Here is a 16,282-nt window from a genome sequence, read left to right as displayed (position 1 = left end):
CGGCCCTGCGTGCTTCGGTCTCGGTAGAACGTCTCGGGCGTCCGTTCCTGCGCCATCACGCGATTGCCGGCCGGTTGCCGGTAGTCGGGCGCGCACGCAAGGCCGACGGCGGCGCGCAAAAAATCGTAGGAAGACGCGGCGGGAACGCTCGAATAGCGTGGTGCGTGGTCGATGCGGATACGGCACCGACCCTGGCGTCGTCAGCCTGCGGTAGCCATCTTCGCGGGTGCGGCAGTGCCGGATTGCGCGGCCGTCTTCAGCGATGCCGACGGTTTCTGCGTGACGGTCGGCGTTGCCGCGGCTTTCGGCGCCGCGACCGTCTTCTGCGGCGCGGCAGCTTTCCCCGGCGCATTCTTCTCCGGCTCGACCGGTGCATCGGGCGGCACGCCGAGCAACTGCAGCGAGCCGCTCGTGACCGACGCGAACACCGGGCCGGCCACCGTGCCGCCGTAGTAGCCCTTGCCGCGCGGCTCGTCGATCATCACCGCGACGATCAGGCGCGGGTCGCTCATCGGCGCCATCCCCGCGAACAGCGCGCGGTACTTGCCCTTCGCATAGCTGGCGCCGACCTGCTTGCGCGCGGTACCCGTCTTGCCGCCGATCCGGTAGCCGTCGACGCGCGCGCGGCGCCCCGTGCCGCCTTCGCCCACCGCCATCTCCAGCATCGAGCGGATCGCGGCGGCCGTTTGCGGCGACGTCACGCGGTGGCCGCGGTGCGCGTCGATCGTCTGCTGGTCGGTGCCGTTCTTCAGCAGCGACACCGGGTGCAGCGTGCCGTCGCCCGCATAGGCGGTGTAGGTCTGCGCGATCTGCAGCAGCGACATCGACAGCCCGTAGCCGTACGCCATCGTCGCCTGCTCGATCGGCCGCCAGCGCTTGTAGCCGCGCAGCCGGCCCGACGCGACGCCCGGGAACGTCAGTTCCGGCGCGCGGCCGATCCCGTACTCCTGGTATTTGTTCCAGATCGTTTCTGCGGGCAGGTTCAGCGCCAGTTTCGCGAGCGCGACGTTGCTCGACTTCTGCAGCGCCTGCGATACCGTCAGCGACCCGTGGTTCGACGTATCGTGGATCACCGCCGGGCCGATCTTGTAGGTGCCCGGCGACGTGTTGATGATCGTGTTCGGCGTGACCTTGCGCTCGTCGATCGACAGCGCGACGACGAGCGGCTTGATCGTCGAGCCCGGTTCGAACGTGTCGATCACCGCGCGGTTGCGCAATTGCTGGCCGGTGAGGCGGGCGCGGTCGTTCGGGTCGAAGGTCGGATAGTTCGCGAGCGCGAGGATCTCGCCGTTCTGCGCGTCGAGCACGACGACGCTGCCGGCCAGCGCGTTGTTCTCGATCACGGCCGCCTTGAGCTGGCTGAACGCGAGCTGCTGGATGCGGCGGTCGATCGTCAGTTCGATCGTCGCGCCGTGCTGCGCGGGGACGAGGGGGCGCGTGTCCGACACGATGCGGCCGAGCCGGTCGCGGATCACCTCGCGCTGGCCGGACGTGCCCTGCAGCCGTGCATTCGCCGCGAGCTCGACGCCTTCCTGGCCCTTGTCCTCGACGTTCGTGAAGCCGACCACGTGCGCGGCCGATTCGCCTTCCGGGTAGAAGCGCTTCGAATCGGCGATCTGCGTGATGCCGTCGATCGCGAGCTTGTCGAGCCGGCTGGCGGTGTCCGCGTCGACCTGCCGCTTGAGCAGCACGAACGTCTTGTCGTTGCCGAGGCGCCGCTTCACCTCGACGAGCGGCAGGTCGAGCAGCTTCGCGATCTGCGGGTAATCGGTGTCGGCGACCTGTTTCGGGTTCGCCCAGATTTCATAGGTCGACAGGCTGACCGCGAGCATCGCGCCGTTGCGGTCGACGATGCGCCCGCGCATCGCGTCGAGCTCGATCGTGCGCTGATAGCGCTTCTGGCCCTGGCCGACGTAGAAATCCTGGTTCGCGACCTGCACCCAGAAAGCGCGCGCGATCAGCGCGGCGAACGCGAGGAACACGACGACCACGATCAGCCTCGAGCGCCACATCGGCAGGCGCGCGGCGAGCATCGGATTCTTGGTCGCCGCCGCGTACGGATCGGCAGGATGGGTCTTCTTTTTCACGCTCATGCAATGGCCGGGTCGGGCCGCCGGACGGCGGCGGGTCAGTCTGAATAATGCGATTGTAATAAATGAGTAAACACAGTGTGAGGAAAGTATGTTCCGGCCCCGCAAAAAGGCGAAGGGTAGGCCATCTGGAAAAGGGAGGAAAGCGCGGGAAAGGCGGGAACGACGGAGGATGCCGCGGCGGCTGCGGAGGATGAACACACGGACGATCGATCCATTGAGTGGCGAGTCGGGCACTCGGTCTTCGCCATCGCGCGATCGCAACCGTTCCGGCGCGCGATCAATTGCCCGTGCGGCAGATTATTTCTCTAATCTCGAAAATAAAAAGCGCCTCGAACCGAGGCGCCATTCATACTGAATATCGAAATGAATATCACGACTACCGGAATAAACCCGAAAACCGCAGACGATTGATGTCAATAATACCTATCGGGCCACGGAAATAAATTCCCGGTATTCCGGCTGGGTCGTGCAGGTATCGACCGCCTGCAGGCGCCACGCGCCGTCGGGATGGTCGCCGGCGAGCACCGCGGGGCCCTGTTCGCGGCGCACCGCATCGAACGACAGCCCCTTCAACTGACAGACGGCATTGCCGCTGTCGGCCGCACAGAGCGCCATCGCGCCTTCGATGTCGCGGACCTTGCCCCAGGTCGGCAGGTCGATGCCCTGATGTGCCTCGCGCGACCACAGACCCTCGTCGGTATCGACCCACAAGACTGCGAAGGAATGCCGGGTTGCCGATTCGCTGCCATTAATCCGAATGGTGAGGCGCATTGCATCGTCTCCTGAAAAAAGACACATTCGACCGTTTGAACTTGAACAGTCTAGATAGACTGGTGTGAAACGCAAGTGATAATCCGCAATAAATTCATATCGGGTCTATTTCGATTCCAGATGAAAGGACGTCTGACGATTCATGGTCATTCCGGAGGCGCCCCGACACATGGGCAGTACCGGCGACGGCGGTGTCCGGGCGCGCGCACCCGGCGGCCGGGACATGGGATGACATCGCCGCGGGCCGCGTCGATCTGTCGCGCGTCGACCGCCGCCGAAACGAGGCCGACCGACGTGATCCGGCCCGGTTGGAATGCGTCCGGGCGGAACGTTTCAGCGTGCTGACGAGACGGCCGGCACGACACACTCCGACAATCGCGTACAAATCGGCACACTTTCACGAAACTTTCGGGACAGACTTGCATGCGGTCGGGCCCCACACTGGGAACTTCCCGATCCTGTGCCGCGGACGCCCGTCCGCACCGGCTGCCGCCGCCTCGTGCCAGAGCGCGATCGACGCGATCGCAGGCCGCACGCCCGATCGGGAGCAGCCGGGGCGCGCGTCAGCCCCGGCCCGGCCGGTGAGCCGTGCGCCGCCCGCAACCGCGGGCACCGCGCCGCCCGGCCGACTCTTCGAAGGAGACTATCGTGCTGATCTGGAAAACCGCGTTGTCGCTGAACTGGCGGACGAGCCTCGTGTCGCCGGCCAGCGCACCGGTCGCGGCGGCGAACGTCGGACGGCTGGTGCTGACCGGCGCCACCGGCTTCATCGGCAGTACCGTGCTGACGGCGCTCGTCAATGCAGGGCTGCTCGAACGCATCGTCTGCGTCGTGCGCGCGCAGGACCGCGGCCATGCGGTCGCGCGGCTGCGCGAAGCGGCGCTGCGCGCGGGGCTCGCGCCGTACTGGGCGTCGCGCCTGACCGATGCGAACGTGATCGTGGGCGCACTCGGCGACGTGTGGCACGGCGCCGATGCACCGCGCCTCGCCGGCGCGACGCACGTGATTCACTGCGCGGGCCATGCGTCGCCGGCCGACGGCGCGCACCTGCAGGCCGATATCGCCGATGCGGTGCACTTCGCCGAACGCTTTGCGCGCGCGCCGCGCCTGCAGCGCTTCGTGTACGTCGGCACGGCCTACGCGCATGCGGGCCGCGGCGGGATCGTGCAGGAAGAGGCGGAGCGCGACGCGGCGAACGGCGTCGCGCCGCCGGCCGACGAAGGCCTGCCGGGCGCGGTGCTCGCGGCCGACTACCTGCACGCGAAGGCGGAGACGGAGCAGCGCCTGCGCGCGCTCGGGCTGCCGCTCGTCGTCGTGCGGCCATCGCACGTGGTCGGCCATACGGTGCTCGGCACGCGGCCCGCGCCGAATTCGTTCTGGATGTTCCGCCTCGCGCATGCGGCGCGCCGCTTCACCGCGCGGCCGATGACGCGCATCGACATCGTGTCGGTGGACGACGTGGCGCGCGCGACGATGCTGCTGGCCGTCAAGCCGACGCTCGCGCACGACGTCTATCACGTGTCGGCCGGCGACGAGGCGCCGCAGGTCGCGCAGATCGTGCGCGCGATGGACGAGGCGGCGGGGATGACCGGGGCGCCGCGCTACGCGGCATGCGCGCCGGCCGAACTGCCGCTCGTCGTGCGCGACGTGCTCGGGCGCCCCGATCCGGCGCTCGAGCGCGTGATCGGCCGGGCGCTGCAGCGCTGCGGGGAATTCGCGACGGTCGATCGCGTGTTCGACAATCGCCGCGTGCGCGACGAAATCGACTTCGAGCCGTTGCCGTTCATCGATTACGTCGAGGAGTGCATGCGCACGTCGCGCGGCGTGGCCGTGACCGAGCTGATGCGCGGCGCGATCCATTAGGGCGAGCGCAAGCCCGTTATTAGCGTGAACAGGCCCTAACCGCCCGCGTCGTACCGGCGCCCGTTCCCGCGCGTGGCGGCGCGGGCGCCTTCTTTACGCGTCGCTGCCGAGTTCGATGAGCCGGTCGAGCGCGCGGTAGATATCCTCGAGGCCGTCCTGGCCGAATCGCGATTCGAGCTGACGATATTGCTCGTCGATGCGCGGACCGATTTCCGTCACCAGTTTCCGGCTTTGCGGCGTCAGGCTGACCACCAGCCGGCGCTGATCCTCCTGCGCGCGCGTGCGCGTGATCAGGCCGTCGCGTTCCATCCGCTCCAGCACGCCGGTCAGGCTCGGGCTCAGGATGCAGCAGCGTTTCGCGATCTGCCCGGCTTCGAGCGCCTGCGCCGGTTCGCCGTCGAGCACGCGGATGATCCGCCATTGCTGTTCGGTCAGCGAGAATTCCTTGAGAATGGGGCGAAACAGGCCCATCAGCGTTTCGCGGGCCTCGAGCAGCAGCATGGCCAGATTGCGATGGTCGAGCGTACGGTTCATCAGGGTGAATAGAGGACGGGGGACGCATCAATCTTAACAGCCGAAGCTGGTGAATTTCGCCTATCAGGGTAATCAAGGTTGCCACCGCTCGATTGTTTACTTAAGATGTTAAGTATTGACGATGCGCCGCGACGCGCGGCAGGGGAATGACGCATGGAGCTGTCTTGCACGACCGCCGCGGCGCCGCCGTTGCCGGTCGCCATCGGAACCGTCTACGGCGCGCTGCTCAACGAGCGCGCGGCGCTCGACGCGCTCGGCGATGCGGTGAACGCACCGCCTTACGGCCGGCCGCCCCAGGCGCCGATCCTGTACATCAAATCCGCCAACACGCATGCGGCCGACGGCGCCGCCGTGGTCGTGCCGGCCGGTGTCGACGCGCTGGAGATCGGCGCGTCGGTGGCCGTCGTGTTCGCGCGGCGCGCGACGCGCGTGGCGGCCGCGCAGGCGCTCGATTACGTGCACGGCTTCACGCTCGCAAGTGACGTATCGGTGCCGCATCCCGATTACTACCGTCCGGCCGTGCGCTTCAAGTGCCGTGACGGCTTCTGCCCGCTCGGCCCGGCGATCGTGCCGGCCGCTGCGCTCGCCGATGTCGATGCGATCGGGCTGACGGTGCGGATCGACGGCGAACTGGCCGCGTCCGCATCGACCGCGACGCTGATTCGCCCGGTGCGCGAACTGATCGCCGACGTGACGGCCTTCATGTCGTTCGACGCGGGCGACGTGCTGTTGCTCGGCGTCGCCGGCGGCGCACCGCGTGCCCGCGCGGGCAGCACGATCGAGATCGCCGCGGCCGGCATCGGCACGTTGCGGCATACGCTGATGGCGGAGAAAGCATGATGAAGACGGCGCGGGTGATCTACAACGGCGCACTGCATGCGGCCGAACCGGCCGGCGACGGCGCGATCCGCCTCGACACGGGGCGCGTGGTGGCCGAGGACGCGGTGGCGTGGCTGCCGCCCGTCGCGCCGCGCACGACGTTCGCGCTCGGCCTGAACTACGCGGACCATGCGAAGGAACTCGCGTTCAACGCGCCGAGCGAGCCGCTGATTTTCCTGAAAGGGCCGAACACGTTCGTCGGCCACCGGTCGCTGACCGTGCGCCCGGCGGACGCCACGCACATGCACTACGAGTGCGAACTGGCCGTCGTGATCGGCCGGCCCGCGCGCCACGTGAGCCGCGCGCAGGCGATCGACTACGTGGCCGGCTACACGGTCGCGAACGACTACGCGATCCGCGACTATCTCGAGAACTACTACCGCCCGAACCTGCGCGTGAAGAACCGCGACACCTGCACGCCGCTCGGGCCGTGGTTCGTCAGCCGCGACGAGATCGGCGACGCGGGCGACCTGACGCTGCGCACGACGGTGAACGGCCGCGAGACACAGCGCGGCAGCACGCGCGACATGGTGTTCGACGTGCCGGCGCTGATCGAGCACATCAGCAGCTTCATGACGCTCTCGCCGGGCGACCTGATCCTGACCGGCACGCCCGAGGGGCTGGCCGACACGCAGCCGGGCGACGAGGTCGTGACCGAAATCGAAGGGATCGGCCGGCTCGTGAACACGATCGTCGGCGAAGCAGACTACTATCGCGCCGGCTGAGCCCGTCGCCCAAGGAAGGAGAGCACATGACCATCAAGCACTGGATCGGCGGCCGGGAAGTGGAGAGCCGCGACACCTTCACGACGCTGAACCCGGCGACGGGCGACGTGATCACCGACGTCGCGTCGGGCGGCGAGGCTGAGGTCGACGCGGCCGTGCGCGCGGCGAAGGAAGCGTTCCCGAAATGGGCGAACACGCCGGCGAAGGAGCGCGCGAAGCTGATGCGCAAGCTCGGCGAGCTGATCGAAAAGAACGTGCCGATGCTCGCGGCGCTCGAGACGCAGGACACGGGCCTGCCGATCGCGCAGACGAGCAAGCAGCTGATTCCGCGCGCGTCCGAGAACTTCAACTTCTTCGCGGAAGTGTGCGTGCAGATGAACGGCCGCACCTATCCGGTCGACGACCAGATGCTGAACTACACGCTGTACCAGCCGGTCGGCGTGTGCGCGCTGGTGTCGCCGTGGAACGTGCCGTTCATGACGGCCACGTGGAAAACGGCGCCGTGTCTCGCGCTCGGCAACACGGCCGTGCTAAAGATGTCGGAGCTGTCGCCGCTGACGGCCGACCAGCTCGGCCGGCTCGCGCTCGAAGCCGGCATCCCGCCGGGCGTGCTGAACGTCGTGCAGGGTTACGGCGCGACGGCCGGCGATGCGCTCGTGCGGCATCCGGACGTGCGCGCGGTGTCGTTTACCGGCGGCACCGTCACCGGCAAGCGGATCATGGAGCGCGCGGGCCTCAAGAAATATTCGATGGAGCTCGGCGGAAAGTCGCCCGTGCTGATCTTCGACGACGCCGATTTCGACCGCGCGCTCGACGCGTCGCTGTTCACGATCTTCTCGATCAACGGCGAACGCTGCACCGCGGGCTCGCGGATCTTCGTGCAGCGCACGATCTACGATCGCTTCGTGCAGGAATTCGCGCGCCGCGCGAACAACCTGGTGGTCGGCGATCCGACCGATCCGGGCACGAACCTCGGCGCGATGATCACGCGCCAGCACTGGGAGAAGGTGACGGGCTATATCCGCATCGGCGAGCAGGAAGGCGCGCGCGTGGTCGCGGGCGGCGCGGACAAGCCGGCCGGGCTGCCCGAGCATCTGCGCAACGGCAACTTCGTGCGGCCGACCGTGTTCGCCGACGTCGACAACCGGATGCGTATCGCGCAGGAAGAGATCTTCGGGCCGGTCGCGTGCATCATCCCGTTCGACGACGAAGACGACGGGCTGCGGCTCGCGAACGACACGGCGTACGGCCTCGCGTCGTACATCTGGACGCAGGACGTCGGCAAGGTGCATCGCCTCGCGCGCGGCATCGAGGCCGGGATGGTGTTCGTGAACAGCCAGAACGTGCGCGATCTGCGCCAGCCGTTCGGCGGCGTGAAGGAATCGGGCACCGGACGCGAGGGTGGCGAGTACAGTTTCGAGGTGTTCGCGGAGATCAAGAACGTGTGCATCTCGATGGGTTCGCATCATGTTCCGCGCTGGGGCGTGTGACGGGCGCGGAGCGTGTCGCCGCCAGAACGAACGATTCCTTGGCCGGCACGCCGGCCAAGCATGGGACCGGAGTAACCGCTAAAGCGCTAACTCCGGTCGACCGCGAAGCATGGGACCGGAGTAACCGCTAAAGCGCCAACTCCGGTCGACAGGAGACTTGAACGATGGGCAAACTGTCCCTCGCCGCGAAGATCACGCACGTGCCGTCGATGTACCTGTCGGAACTGCCCGGCAAGCATCACGGCTGCCGTGAAGCGGCGATCCGCGGCCACCAGCTGATCGGCGAGCGCTGCCGCGCGCTCGGCGTCGACACGATCGTCGTGTCGGACGTGCACTGGCTCGTCAACGCGGGCTATCACGTGAACTGCAATGCGCGGTTCGCGGGCACCTATACGAGCAACGAGCTGCCGCATTTCATTCGCGACATGCAGTACGCGTATCCGGGCAACCCGGCGCTCGGCCGGCTGATCGCGGAAACGGCCACCGAGCGCGGCGTCGCGACGCGTGCGCACGAGATCGACAGCCTCGAACTCGAATACGGCACGCTCGTGCCGATGCGCTACATGAACGGCGACCAGCATTTCAAGGTCGTGTCGATCGCCGGCTGGTGCATGTGGCATCAGCTCGACGAAAGCCGGCGCTTCGGCGAGGCGCTGCTCGAAGCGATCGAGAAGAGCGATTCGAACGTCGCGTTCCTTGCGAGCGGTTCGCTGTCGCACCGCTTCAACGACAACGGCAGCCCCGAGGAATCGATCCACCAGATCAGCCGCGAATTCTTCCGGCAGGTCGACCTGCGCGTGGTCGAGCTGTGGAAGCAGGGCGATTTCAAGACCTTCTGCGCGATGCTGCCCGAGTACAACGTGCATTGCCACGGCGAAGGCGGGATGCACGATACGGCGATGCTGCTCGGGCTGCTCGGCTGGGATCGTTACGACCAGCCCGTCGAGATCGTCACCGACTATTTCGCGAGCTCGGGCACCGGGCAGATCAACGCGATCTTTCCGCTGCCCTGAGCATTGCCGCCTGCCACGCCTTCGAATCCGACCGGAGAATTGCCATGCCACACATCGTCGTCGAATACACCGCGAACATCCGCGACGACGCACGCATCCCCGCGCTGCTGCGCACGATCAACGCGACGCTGATCGCACAGGGCGGCGTGTTCCCGACCGGCGGCATCCGTTCGCGCGCGATCGAGCTGCACGACTACTGCGTCGCCGACGGCACCGAGGACGACGCGTTCGTCCACGTGACGCTGAAGATCGGCGCGGGCCGCAGCGACGAAACGAAGCAAGCCGCGTGCGACGCGCTGTTCGACGCGATCAAGGCGCATTTCGCCGAGCTGTACGCGAAACGCTATCTCGCGCTGTCGATGGAGCTGACCGAGTTCAGCGAAAGCGGCTCGTACAAGCACAACAACATCCACGCCCGCTACAAGCGGGCCGGCTGAACCCCATTCCCGATCCGACCATGCTCGAACCCGCCATCATCGACCAGCTCGCGCACCGTCTGCACGACGCCGAGCGCGCGCGCACGCAGATCCGCCAGATCTCGCTCGACCATCCCGACATCACGATCGACGACGCGTATGCGATCCAGCGCGCGTGGGTGACCCTCAAGCTCGCGGAAGGTCGCACGCTGAAGGGGCACAAGATCGGCCTCACGTCGAAGGCGATGCAGAACACGTCGCAGATCGACGAACCCGACTACGGCGCGCTGCTCGACGACATGTTCTTCGAAGACGGCGGCACGATCCCGACCGGCCGCTTCATCGTGCCGCGTGTGGAAGTCGAACTCGCGTTCGTGCTCGGCAAGCGGCTCACGGGCCCGGACTGCACGATCTTCGACGTGTACGACGCGGTCGATTACGTCGTGCCGGCGCTCGAGATCATCGACGCGCGCAGCCAGTCGATCGATCCCGATACGAAGCGGCCGCGCAAGGTGTTCGACACGATCGCCGACAACGCGGCGAACGCGGGCGTCGTGATCGGCGGCCGGCCAGTACGCCCGCAGGACGTCGATTTGCGCTGGGTCGCGGCGATCATGTCGCGCAACGGCGTGGTCGAGGAAACCGGGGTCGCGGCCGGCGTGCTGAACCATCCGGCGAACGGCGTCGCATGGCTCGCGAACCGGCTGTCGCGCTTCGACGTCGCGCTGGAACCGGGGCAGATCGTGCTCGGCGGGTCGTTTACGCGGCCGTGCGCGGCGCGTTCGGGCGATACGTTCAGCGTCGACTACGGCCCGCTCGGGACGATCCAGTGCTACTTCGAGTGAGGTGAGCGAACGATGCGGATTCCGTCGAATGTCTTCAAGGCCGCGCTCGCACGCGGCGACGCGCAGGTCGGCCTGTGGCTCGGCCTCGCGAATCCGTACAGCGCCGAAGTAGTCGCGGGCGCCGGTTTCGACTGGCTGCTGATCGACGGCGAACATGCGCCGAACACGGTGCCGACGATCCTCGCGCAACTGCAGGCGATCGCGTCGTATCCGTCGCATCCGGTCGTGCGCGTGCCGTGGAACGATCCGGTGATCGTCAAGCAGGTGCTCGATCTCGGCGCGCAGACGCTGCTCGTGCCGATGGTGCAGAGCGCCGACGAAGCGCGCGCGGCGGTGGCCGCGACGCGTTATCCGCCGCACGGGATGCGCGGCGTCGGCAGTGCGCTGGCGCGCGCGTCGCGGTGGAATCGCGTCGGCGAATACCTGCATCGCGCGAACGACGAGATGGCCGTGCTCGTGCAGGTCGAGACGCGCGCGGGGCTCGAGGCGATCGATGCGATCGCGCGGGTCGACGGCGTCGATGGTGTGTTCATTGGGCCGGCCGACCTGGCCGCCGATCTCGGGCATCTCGGCCATCCCGGGCATCCCGACGTGCAGGCCGCGATCGACGGGGCGATCCGCGCGATCAAGGCGGCTGGCAAGGCGCCGGGCATTCTTAGCGCGGATGAAGCGGCCGCGCGGCGCTATCTGGAAGCAGGCGCGTTGTTCGTCGCGGTCGGGGTCGATACGACGCTGCTGGCACGGAGCGCGGAGCGGTTGGCCGCGCAGTTCAAGGCGAGCGGCGGTGAGGCGGTGAAGAAGGGCGACGGCACGTATTGACGCAGCGGCGGGCGGTGTTCGTGTGCCCGACGCCGGGCTTTCGCCGTGCGGCTGCATGCATGCGTGCGTATGGCCGTACCTATCCCTCTTTCCGACTTCCTCCTTCCATATACTTCCCCGGCGTCGTCCCCAGCGCACGCCGGAACATGTCGATGAACGCGCTCACGTTGTCGTACCCGAGATCGAGCGCGATCGTCGTTACCGGCACGCCGTCGGCGATGCGCTCCAGCGCCCGCAGCAGCCTGGCCTGCTGACGCCACTGCGCGAACGTCAGCCCCGTCTCGGCGACGAAGCGGCGGCTCATCGTCCGCGCGCCGATGCCGGCCCATTCGGCCCATTCCTCCAGCCGCCGGTCGTTCGCGAGATCCGCGGCCAGCGCATCGGTGATCTTCACGAGCCGCGGGTCCCGCGGCCGGACCAGCCCCAGCGCCTCGGCTTCCGATGCCGCGATTTCATCGAGGATCACGTCGGCGATCCGGGTCTGCGCGGCATCCAGTTCCGAGTCGCCCCAGCTTGCCGCACGCTGCACGGCTTCGCGCAGCAGCGGCGTCGTGCGGATCGCGCGCGGCGTGGCCGGTAGCGCCGCGCAGCGGGCTTCGGCGACGAACGCCGACCAGCCGGCAATCGGCCCGAACGAGCGCAGCGAATGCCGGCAATGCGGCGGAATCCAGATCGCATGGATCGCCGGCACGACCCACTCCTGATCGTCGAGGCCGATCGTCACCAGCCCGCTCAGCGCGCCGACGAGTTGACCGCGCGCATGCGAATGCGGCGCGGTGATACGCGGATCGCGTTGCGACAGGACGGCGGCAACCACGAACGGGCCGTCGTCGGACGTCACGAAGCGGGCGGGCAGGAGTGGATCGGACATGGCCGGATATCGGTATCGAATGGCCGTTATACCGGAGATCGGCCGGTTCTGCACGCCTACACTGCGTTCCATCGATGACAACCGGAGCAAGACGCGATGCGAGCCGAACAGATGCTTCCCGACCATGCCAACCAAGTCGATGCCGGTGGAACGACGATCCGCAAGGGGACCGTCGGCGCGTTTCTGGTCAATGCGCGTGTATTGATCGACCCGAACGCCACGCAGGCGGAGAGGGCGCGCGCGGAGGCCGATGCGATCGATGCGTTGCCTGCACTGCGTGCGCTCGGCCTGTTCGACGTGCTGGAAATACGCGATCCCGCGCTGCGCGCGTGGCTCGATGCCCGGTAAAGGCCCACCCTCCAGAATTGAAGGAACCACCATGAAAGCAGCAGTCGTTGAAGGTGCTGGACAGCGTCCGGTTTACAGGGCGTTCGAGCCGCCGCACGCGATGCCGGGCCACAGCCTGATCGACGTGACGGCGTCCGCGCTGAGCCGCATCGCGCAGGGGCGTGCGGCGGGTACGCATTATTCCTCCGTTGGCGGTTATCCGTTCGTCGTCGGTGTCGACGGCGTGGGGCGTCTCGACGACGGCCGGCGCGTCTATTTCTTCGGTGCGCCCGCGCCGTTCGGCGCGATGGCCGAACGTACGATCGCGCCCGATACGCAGTGCGTGTCGCTGCCGGACACACTTGACGATGTCACGGCCGCGGCGATCGCGATTCCGGGGATGTCGTCGTGGGCGGCGCTGACCGAACGCGCGAGGTTCGTCGCGGGCGAGACGGTGCTCGTCAACGGTGCAACGGGCACGTCGGGGCGGCTCGCGGTGCGGATCGCGAAGCATCTCGGCGCGGCGAAGGTGATCGCGACGGGCCGCAATGCGGCCGCGTTGCAGGCGTTGCTGAGTGCGGGCGCGGACGCGGTGGTGTCGCTGCAGCAGGACGACGCCGATCTGGCGCGGGCGCTCGAACCGCATTTCCGTGCGGGCGTGGATGTCGTGCTCGATTATCTGTGGGGCGCCAGCGCGCAGGCACTGCTGGGCGCGGCCGCGAAGGCGACACCCGGCGGGCGGCGGCTGCGTTTCGTGCAGATCGGCTCGATGGGCGGCGCGGACTTGCTGGTGCCCGGCGCCGTGCTGCGGGCGACCGCGATCGAACTGATGGGCAGCGGTCTGGGCAGCGTGCCGTTGCCGCGCTTGCTCGGTGCCATCCGTGGTGTGTTCGATGCGGTCGCGCCAGCGGGCCTCGCGATCGACACGCGCACGGTGCCGCTGTCGGCGGTCGGTGAACATTGGGGCGATACGAGCAGCGTCGTGCGTTGGGTGTTCACGATGCGTGCTGACTGAACGGCGAGCCGCGTGCAGCGGTCGTCGCCCGCCAACAGGAAGGACCAGAAACCGGGTGACGGCGCGTATTGAGTGATATCGAGGTTCGGCAGTCTTATAAGGGGCACATCGAGTTTCGTTTATTGCGAATTTCGTTTATTTCGAATAAGATGGCGCATTTGAGAACCCGCTTGGGAGTGCGCGATGCCCCATACCTCGATGTCCGATACGATCTTGCCGGTGGAGCGCGAGGTGCAGGCGGCTGTCGAAGGACAGCGTGCGCTGGCGGCTTATCTGGCCACGCGAATGGAAATACAGCGCATCCAGATTTTCGATGACGAAAATCGTGCGCATCAGGTCGAGCTTCCGACGTCCGCGTTGCGTCTGCTGGTCGACATCCTCGCGGAGCTGGCAGATGGCAATGCGGTCAAGGTCGTGCCCGTTCACGCGGAGCTGACTACGCAGGAAGCAGCCGACCTGCTCAATGTGTCCCGTCCACACCTGATCAAGCTGCTCGAATCGAAGGCGCTGCCGTATCACAAGACCGGCAAGCACCGTCGTGTGCGCTTTTCCGATCTGATGCGTTACAAGACCGAACGCGACCAGGCGAGCGCCAATGCGATGGAAGAGTTGAGTCGGCAAGCGCAGGAGTTCGGGATGGGCTACGAATGACGAGTTCGCCATTCACGGCGGTCTACGATGCCTGTGTGCTGTACCCGGCACCGCTACGGGATTTCCTGATGTGGCTCGCCTTGAGCGGATGTTTCAGGGCTCGCTGGAGCGCCGATATCCATAACGAATGGAAACGGAATCTGTTGCGCAAGCGCCCGGACCTCGGCGCCGCGCAACTCGACCGGACTGCGAGTCTGATGGATCGGGCGATACCTGATGCGCTGGTGACCGGGTACGAAGCGTTGATCGAGGGCCTGAGGCTGCCGGATGCCGATGATCGGCATGTCCTGGCCGCCGCGATCCGCTGCAACGCCAGTGTGATCGTGACATTCAATCAGAAGGACTTTCCCGACGCAGTGCTGTCGGCGTACGGGGTGGAGGCGCAGCATCCCGACGTGTTCGTCGACAATCTCTTTGATCTCGAGCCGGCTGCGGTTGTCGGTGCGGCACGACGACAACGCGAAATGCTCAAGCATCCTCCGATGAGGGTGGATCGCTACCTCGACATCTTGCAGCGACAGGGGATGGTTCAGACCTGCAAGGCGCTCGAAGCTTACCGGGCGATTCTCTGAACGAGCCGCGATGACGTTCGCCTGCGCAGCGGACCGCCGGTACGTCGTTCGCGTGTCTATTCCAACGCATTTCTTCGTTCGCCGTGCAGTGCCCCGACATACGGCGAAACGGAGGACGATGCGCGGCAAAACGCTCGCACCATCCTCCGCCCGCCGATACGTCGCAACCATCAAAACCGCTGCTGAATCCCCGCCGTGACCCCGACCTGCGTGGTGCCATACCCGTTGAAATCGCGCGACACGCCGACTTTCTGGTCGTGTTTCGCGATCGCGAACGCCCCGGCCGCGTACAGCACCGTGCGCTTCGACAGCGCGTATTGCGCACGCACCGACACCAGCGTCGGATCGGCATCCGTGCCGCCCTTGATGTTCTGATGATAGACGGCCGCGATCAGCGAGAACGTCGGCGTGAACTGGTACGACCCGCCGAGCCAGACCATGTCGCTCAACTGGTTCGCCGCCGTCGTGCGGAACGTGCGCTTGTAATTGCGGTATCCGGCCATCGTTTTCAGGTTGCCGAAGTCGTAGCTCAGGCCCGCGTGGATGCCCTGGATATAGTTGACGGTATCGGCCGGCGTGACGCTGTCGGCCGCGCCGTTCTGCCGGTCGAACGTGACGACGGCCGCGAACGGCCCCGTCTCGTAGCCGACTGCGACATCGTATTTCGAGCTGGTCTTCATGCTGCCCGGCACGTTGCCGAACCCGTACAGCGCGCCGAACTTGAAGCCGCTGAATTCGCCGTCGTAGCGCACCGCGTTCGACGAACGCGTGAACAGGCCGTCCTTGCGGCCGCCGGTCGCCATCGACGAGCTCGCCCACGAGTAGTTCTGCGCGTAACCCATCGGGTCGAACGGCAGCATGTAGTCGTACGTGACGGTGAAGTTGCGGCCGAGCGACAGCTCGCCCCATTTACCTTTCAGGCCCACCGTCGCACGGCGCGCGAAGATCGAGTCGGGGCCGTCGTCGAGCGCGCCGTTCGCGAGGTCGATCCCGCTTTCGAGGCGGAACACGGCCTTCAACCCGCCGCCGAGATCCTCGACGCCGCGCAGGCCCCAGCGCGACGTGTTCTTGTTGCCCGACTTCAGCTTGACCGAATTGCCGCCTTCCGGCGCCGCATGGTTCGCGAATTCGATGCCGGCGTCCATGATCCCGTAGATCGTGACCGACGACTGCGCGTGCGCGGCCGGTGCGGCGAGACAGGCGGCCGCGGCCGAGCCGGTGAGGACTACTGTTCGAATCGAACGTTCTGCGCGTGACTTCATTTTGACGGTGTCTCCTAGGTTGTTGTGGGCGGGTGAAACAGAAAACGCGTACGCAGCGCGCCATCGGCGGACGCCATGAAGCGTCCGCCGATGCGAGTCGCAAAGGTTGCAAAGGTCGCAAACGGATGCGCGCGTG

The 16,282-nt window shown here is 66.8% G+C and carries 17 protein-coding genes; 12 read left to right on the top strand and 5 right to left on the bottom strand.

Annotated features, from left to right (window positions below; genetic code table 11):
* Positions 1 to 200: 200 nt before the first annotated feature.
* Both HWX14_RS13430 and HWX14_RS13425 read right to left on the bottom strand, forming a co-directional pair.
* Positions 201 to 2,093, bottom strand: a complete 1,893-nt coding sequence (locus tag HWX14_RS13430) for a penicillin-binding protein 2 (protein WP_175883159.1) — start codon at positions 2,091 to 2,093, stop codon at positions 201 to 203.
* 423 nt (positions 2,094 to 2,516) lie between these two features.
* Positions 2,517 to 2,864 carry a DUF3564 family protein gene (locus HWX14_RS13425; protein WP_175883158.1) on the bottom strand — a complete coding sequence of 116 codons (348 nt, stop codon included), beginning with the start codon at positions 2,862 to 2,864 and terminating at the stop codon, positions 2,517 to 2,519.
* A 648-nt stretch (positions 2,865 to 3,512) separates the two neighbouring features.
* On the opposite strand from HWX14_RS13425, the gene HWX14_RS13420 reads away from it, so the two are divergent.
* On the top strand, positions 3,513 to 4,727 hold the full coding sequence (locus tag HWX14_RS13420; protein WP_175883157.1) for an SDR family oxidoreductase: 1,215 nt from the start codon (positions 3,513 to 3,515) through the stop codon (positions 4,725 to 4,727).
* A 93-nt stretch (positions 4,728 to 4,820) separates the two neighbouring features.
* Here HWX14_RS13420 and hpaR read toward each other — a convergent pair whose 3' ends face one another.
* Positions 4,821 to 5,261, bottom strand: a complete 441-nt coding sequence (hpaR, locus tag HWX14_RS13415) for a homoprotocatechuate degradation operon regulator HpaR (RefSeq protein ID WP_175883156.1) — start codon at positions 5,259 to 5,261, stop codon at positions 4,821 to 4,823.
* Between the two features lie 153 nt (positions 5,262 to 5,414).
* Here hpaR and HWX14_RS13410 point away from each other — a divergent pair, with 153 nt between their 5' ends.
* The 7 genes from HWX14_RS13410 to hpaI all read left to right on the top strand — a co-directional run bounded on the left by HWX14_RS13410 (position 5,415) and on the right by hpaI (position 11,448).
* Positions 5,415 to 6,101 carry a fumarylacetoacetate hydrolase family protein gene (locus HWX14_RS13410; RefSeq protein ID WP_175883155.1) on the top strand — a complete coding sequence of 229 codons (687 nt, stop codon included), beginning with the start codon at positions 5,415 to 5,417 and terminating at the stop codon, positions 6,099 to 6,101.
* Positions 6,101 to 6,865, top strand: coding sequence for a fumarylacetoacetate hydrolase family protein (locus tag HWX14_RS13405; protein ID WP_006479172.1), 765 nt, complete (start codon positions 6,101 to 6,103; stop codon positions 6,863 to 6,865). The genes HWX14_RS13410 and HWX14_RS13405 overlap by 1 nt, the downstream gene beginning before the upstream one ends.
* Before the next feature lie 26 nt (positions 6,866 to 6,891).
* Positions 6,892 to 8,355 (top strand): 5-carboxymethyl-2-hydroxymuconate semialdehyde dehydrogenase, encoded by a 1,464-nt coding sequence (hpaE, locus tag HWX14_RS13400; RefSeq protein ID WP_175883154.1) that lies wholly within the window; start codon positions 6,892 to 6,894, stop codon positions 8,353 to 8,355.
* A gap of 164 nt (positions 8,356 to 8,519) precedes the next feature.
* Complete coding sequence (hpaD, locus tag HWX14_RS13395) at positions 8,520 to 9,368, top strand: 3,4-dihydroxyphenylacetate 2,3-dioxygenase (RefSeq protein WP_174428991.1); 849 nt, start codon at positions 8,520 to 8,522, stop codon at positions 9,366 to 9,368.
* A 44-nt stretch (positions 9,369 to 9,412) separates the two neighbouring features.
* Positions 9,413 to 9,805, top strand: a complete 393-nt coding sequence (locus HWX14_RS13390) for a 5-carboxymethyl-2-hydroxymuconate Delta-isomerase (protein ID WP_011547838.1) — start codon at positions 9,413 to 9,415, stop codon at positions 9,803 to 9,805.
* A gap of 20 nt (positions 9,806 to 9,825) precedes the next feature.
* Positions 9,826 to 10,629 (top strand): 2-oxo-hept-4-ene-1,7-dioate hydratase, encoded by an 804-nt coding sequence (gene hpaH, locus HWX14_RS13385; RefSeq protein ID WP_175883153.1) that lies wholly within the window; start codon positions 9,826 to 9,828, stop codon positions 10,627 to 10,629.
* 12 nt (positions 10,630 to 10,641) lie between these two features.
* A complete protein-coding gene (gene hpaI / locus HWX14_RS13380) occupies positions 10,642 to 11,448 on the top strand; it encodes a 4-hydroxy-2-oxoheptanedioate aldolase (protein WP_175883152.1) in 807 nt (268 codons plus the stop codon).
* A 79-nt stretch (positions 11,449 to 11,527) separates the two neighbouring features.
* Here hpaI and HWX14_RS13375 read toward each other — a convergent pair whose 3' ends face one another.
* Positions 11,528 to 12,319 (bottom strand): helix-turn-helix transcriptional regulator, encoded by a 792-nt coding sequence (locus HWX14_RS13375; protein WP_175883151.1) that lies wholly within the window; start codon positions 12,317 to 12,319, stop codon positions 11,528 to 11,530.
* Positions 12,320 to 12,415: 96 nt separating this feature from the next.
* On the opposite strand from HWX14_RS13375, the gene HWX14_RS13370 reads away from it, so the two are divergent.
* The 4 genes from HWX14_RS13370 to HWX14_RS13355 all read left to right on the top strand — a co-directional run bounded on the left by HWX14_RS13370 (position 12,416) and on the right by HWX14_RS13355 (position 14,884).
* Positions 12,416 to 12,667, top strand: coding sequence for a hypothetical protein (locus HWX14_RS13370; RefSeq protein WP_175883150.1), 252 nt, complete (start codon positions 12,416 to 12,418; stop codon positions 12,665 to 12,667).
* 31 nt (positions 12,668 to 12,698) lie between these two features.
* Positions 12,699 to 13,661 (top strand): zinc-binding alcohol dehydrogenase family protein, encoded by a 963-nt coding sequence (locus tag HWX14_RS13365; RefSeq protein WP_175883149.1) that lies wholly within the window; start codon positions 12,699 to 12,701, stop codon positions 13,659 to 13,661.
* A gap of 183 nt (positions 13,662 to 13,844) precedes the next feature.
* The gene (locus HWX14_RS13360) at positions 13,845 to 14,312 is read left to right on the top strand and encodes a helix-turn-helix domain-containing protein (protein ID WP_175883148.1); all 468 of its coding nucleotides are present in this window, start codon (positions 13,845 to 13,847) and stop codon (positions 14,310 to 14,312) included.
* Positions 14,309 to 14,884 carry a PIN domain-containing protein gene (locus HWX14_RS13355; protein WP_175883147.1) on the top strand — a complete coding sequence of 192 codons (576 nt, stop codon included), beginning with the start codon at positions 14,309 to 14,311 and terminating at the stop codon, positions 14,882 to 14,884. The genes HWX14_RS13360 and HWX14_RS13355 overlap by 4 nt, the downstream gene beginning before the upstream one ends.
* Before the next feature lie 170 nt (positions 14,885 to 15,054).
* Here the strand turns inward: HWX14_RS13355 and HWX14_RS13350 are convergent, their stop codons facing one another.
* Positions 15,055 to 16,146, bottom strand: a complete 1,092-nt coding sequence (locus HWX14_RS13350; protein ID WP_175883146.1) for a porin — start codon at positions 16,144 to 16,146, stop codon at positions 15,055 to 15,057.
* Positions 16,147 to 16,282: the final 136 nt, after the last annotated feature.

Source organism: Burkholderia sp. BCC0044 (assembly GCF_902832955.1).
Taxonomy (GTDB): Bacteria; Pseudomonadota; Gammaproteobacteria; order Burkholderiales; family Burkholderiaceae; genus Burkholderia.
The sequence above is the reverse complement of the archived record's forward strand: the minus strand, read 5'-3'. Positions and strand labels throughout refer to the sequence as shown.

Coding starts and splice junctions, on each gene's coding strand:
- HWX14_RS13365 (WP_175883149.1), top strand. CDS start 12,699: ATGAAAGCAGCAGTCGTTGAAGGTGCTGGACAGCGTCCGGTTTACAGG.
- HWX14_RS13375 (WP_175883151.1), bottom strand. CDS start 12,319: ATGTCCGATCCACTCCTGCCCGCCCGCTTCGTGACGTCCGACGACGGC.
- HWX14_RS13405 (WP_006479172.1), top strand. CDS start 6,101: ATGAAGACGGCGCGGGTGATCTACAACGGCGCACTGCATGCGGCCGAA.
- HWX14_RS13355 (WP_175883147.1), top strand. CDS start 14,309: ATGACGAGTTCGCCATTCACGGCGGTCTACGATGCCTGTGTGCTGTAC.
- hpaH (WP_175883153.1), top strand. CDS start 9,826: ATGCTCGAACCCGCCATCATCGACCAGCTCGCGCACCGTCTGCACGAC.
- hpaE (WP_175883154.1), top strand. CDS start 6,892: ATGACCATCAAGCACTGGATCGGCGGCCGGGAAGTGGAGAGCCGCGAC.
- HWX14_RS13410 (WP_175883155.1), top strand. CDS start 5,415: ATGGAGCTGTCTTGCACGACCGCCGCGGCGCCGCCGTTGCCGGTCGCC.
- hpaI (WP_175883152.1), top strand. CDS start 10,642: ATGCGGATTCCGTCGAATGTCTTCAAGGCCGCGCTCGCACGCGGCGAC.
- HWX14_RS13430 (WP_175883159.1), bottom strand. CDS start 2,093: ATGAGCGTGAAAAAGAAGACCCATCCTGCCGATCCGTACGCGGCGGCG.
- hpaR (WP_175883156.1), bottom strand. CDS start 5,261: ATGAACCGTACGCTCGACCATCGCAATCTGGCCATGCTGCTGCTCGAG.
- HWX14_RS13350 (WP_175883146.1), bottom strand. CDS start 16,146: ATGAAGTCACGCGCAGAACGTTCGATTCGAACAGTAGTCCTCACCGGC.
- HWX14_RS13360 (WP_175883148.1), top strand. CDS start 13,845: ATGCCCCATACCTCGATGTCCGATACGATCTTGCCGGTGGAGCGCGAG.
- HWX14_RS13370 (WP_175883150.1), top strand. CDS start 12,416: ATGCGAGCCGAACAGATGCTTCCCGACCATGCCAACCAAGTCGATGCC.
- hpaD (WP_174428991.1), top strand. CDS start 8,520: ATGGGCAAACTGTCCCTCGCCGCGAAGATCACGCACGTGCCGTCGATG.
- HWX14_RS13390 (WP_011547838.1), top strand. CDS start 9,413: ATGCCACACATCGTCGTCGAATACACCGCGAACATCCGCGACGACGCA.
- HWX14_RS13425 (WP_175883158.1), bottom strand. CDS start 2,864: ATGCGCCTCACCATTCGGATTAATGGCAGCGAATCGGCAACCCGGCAT.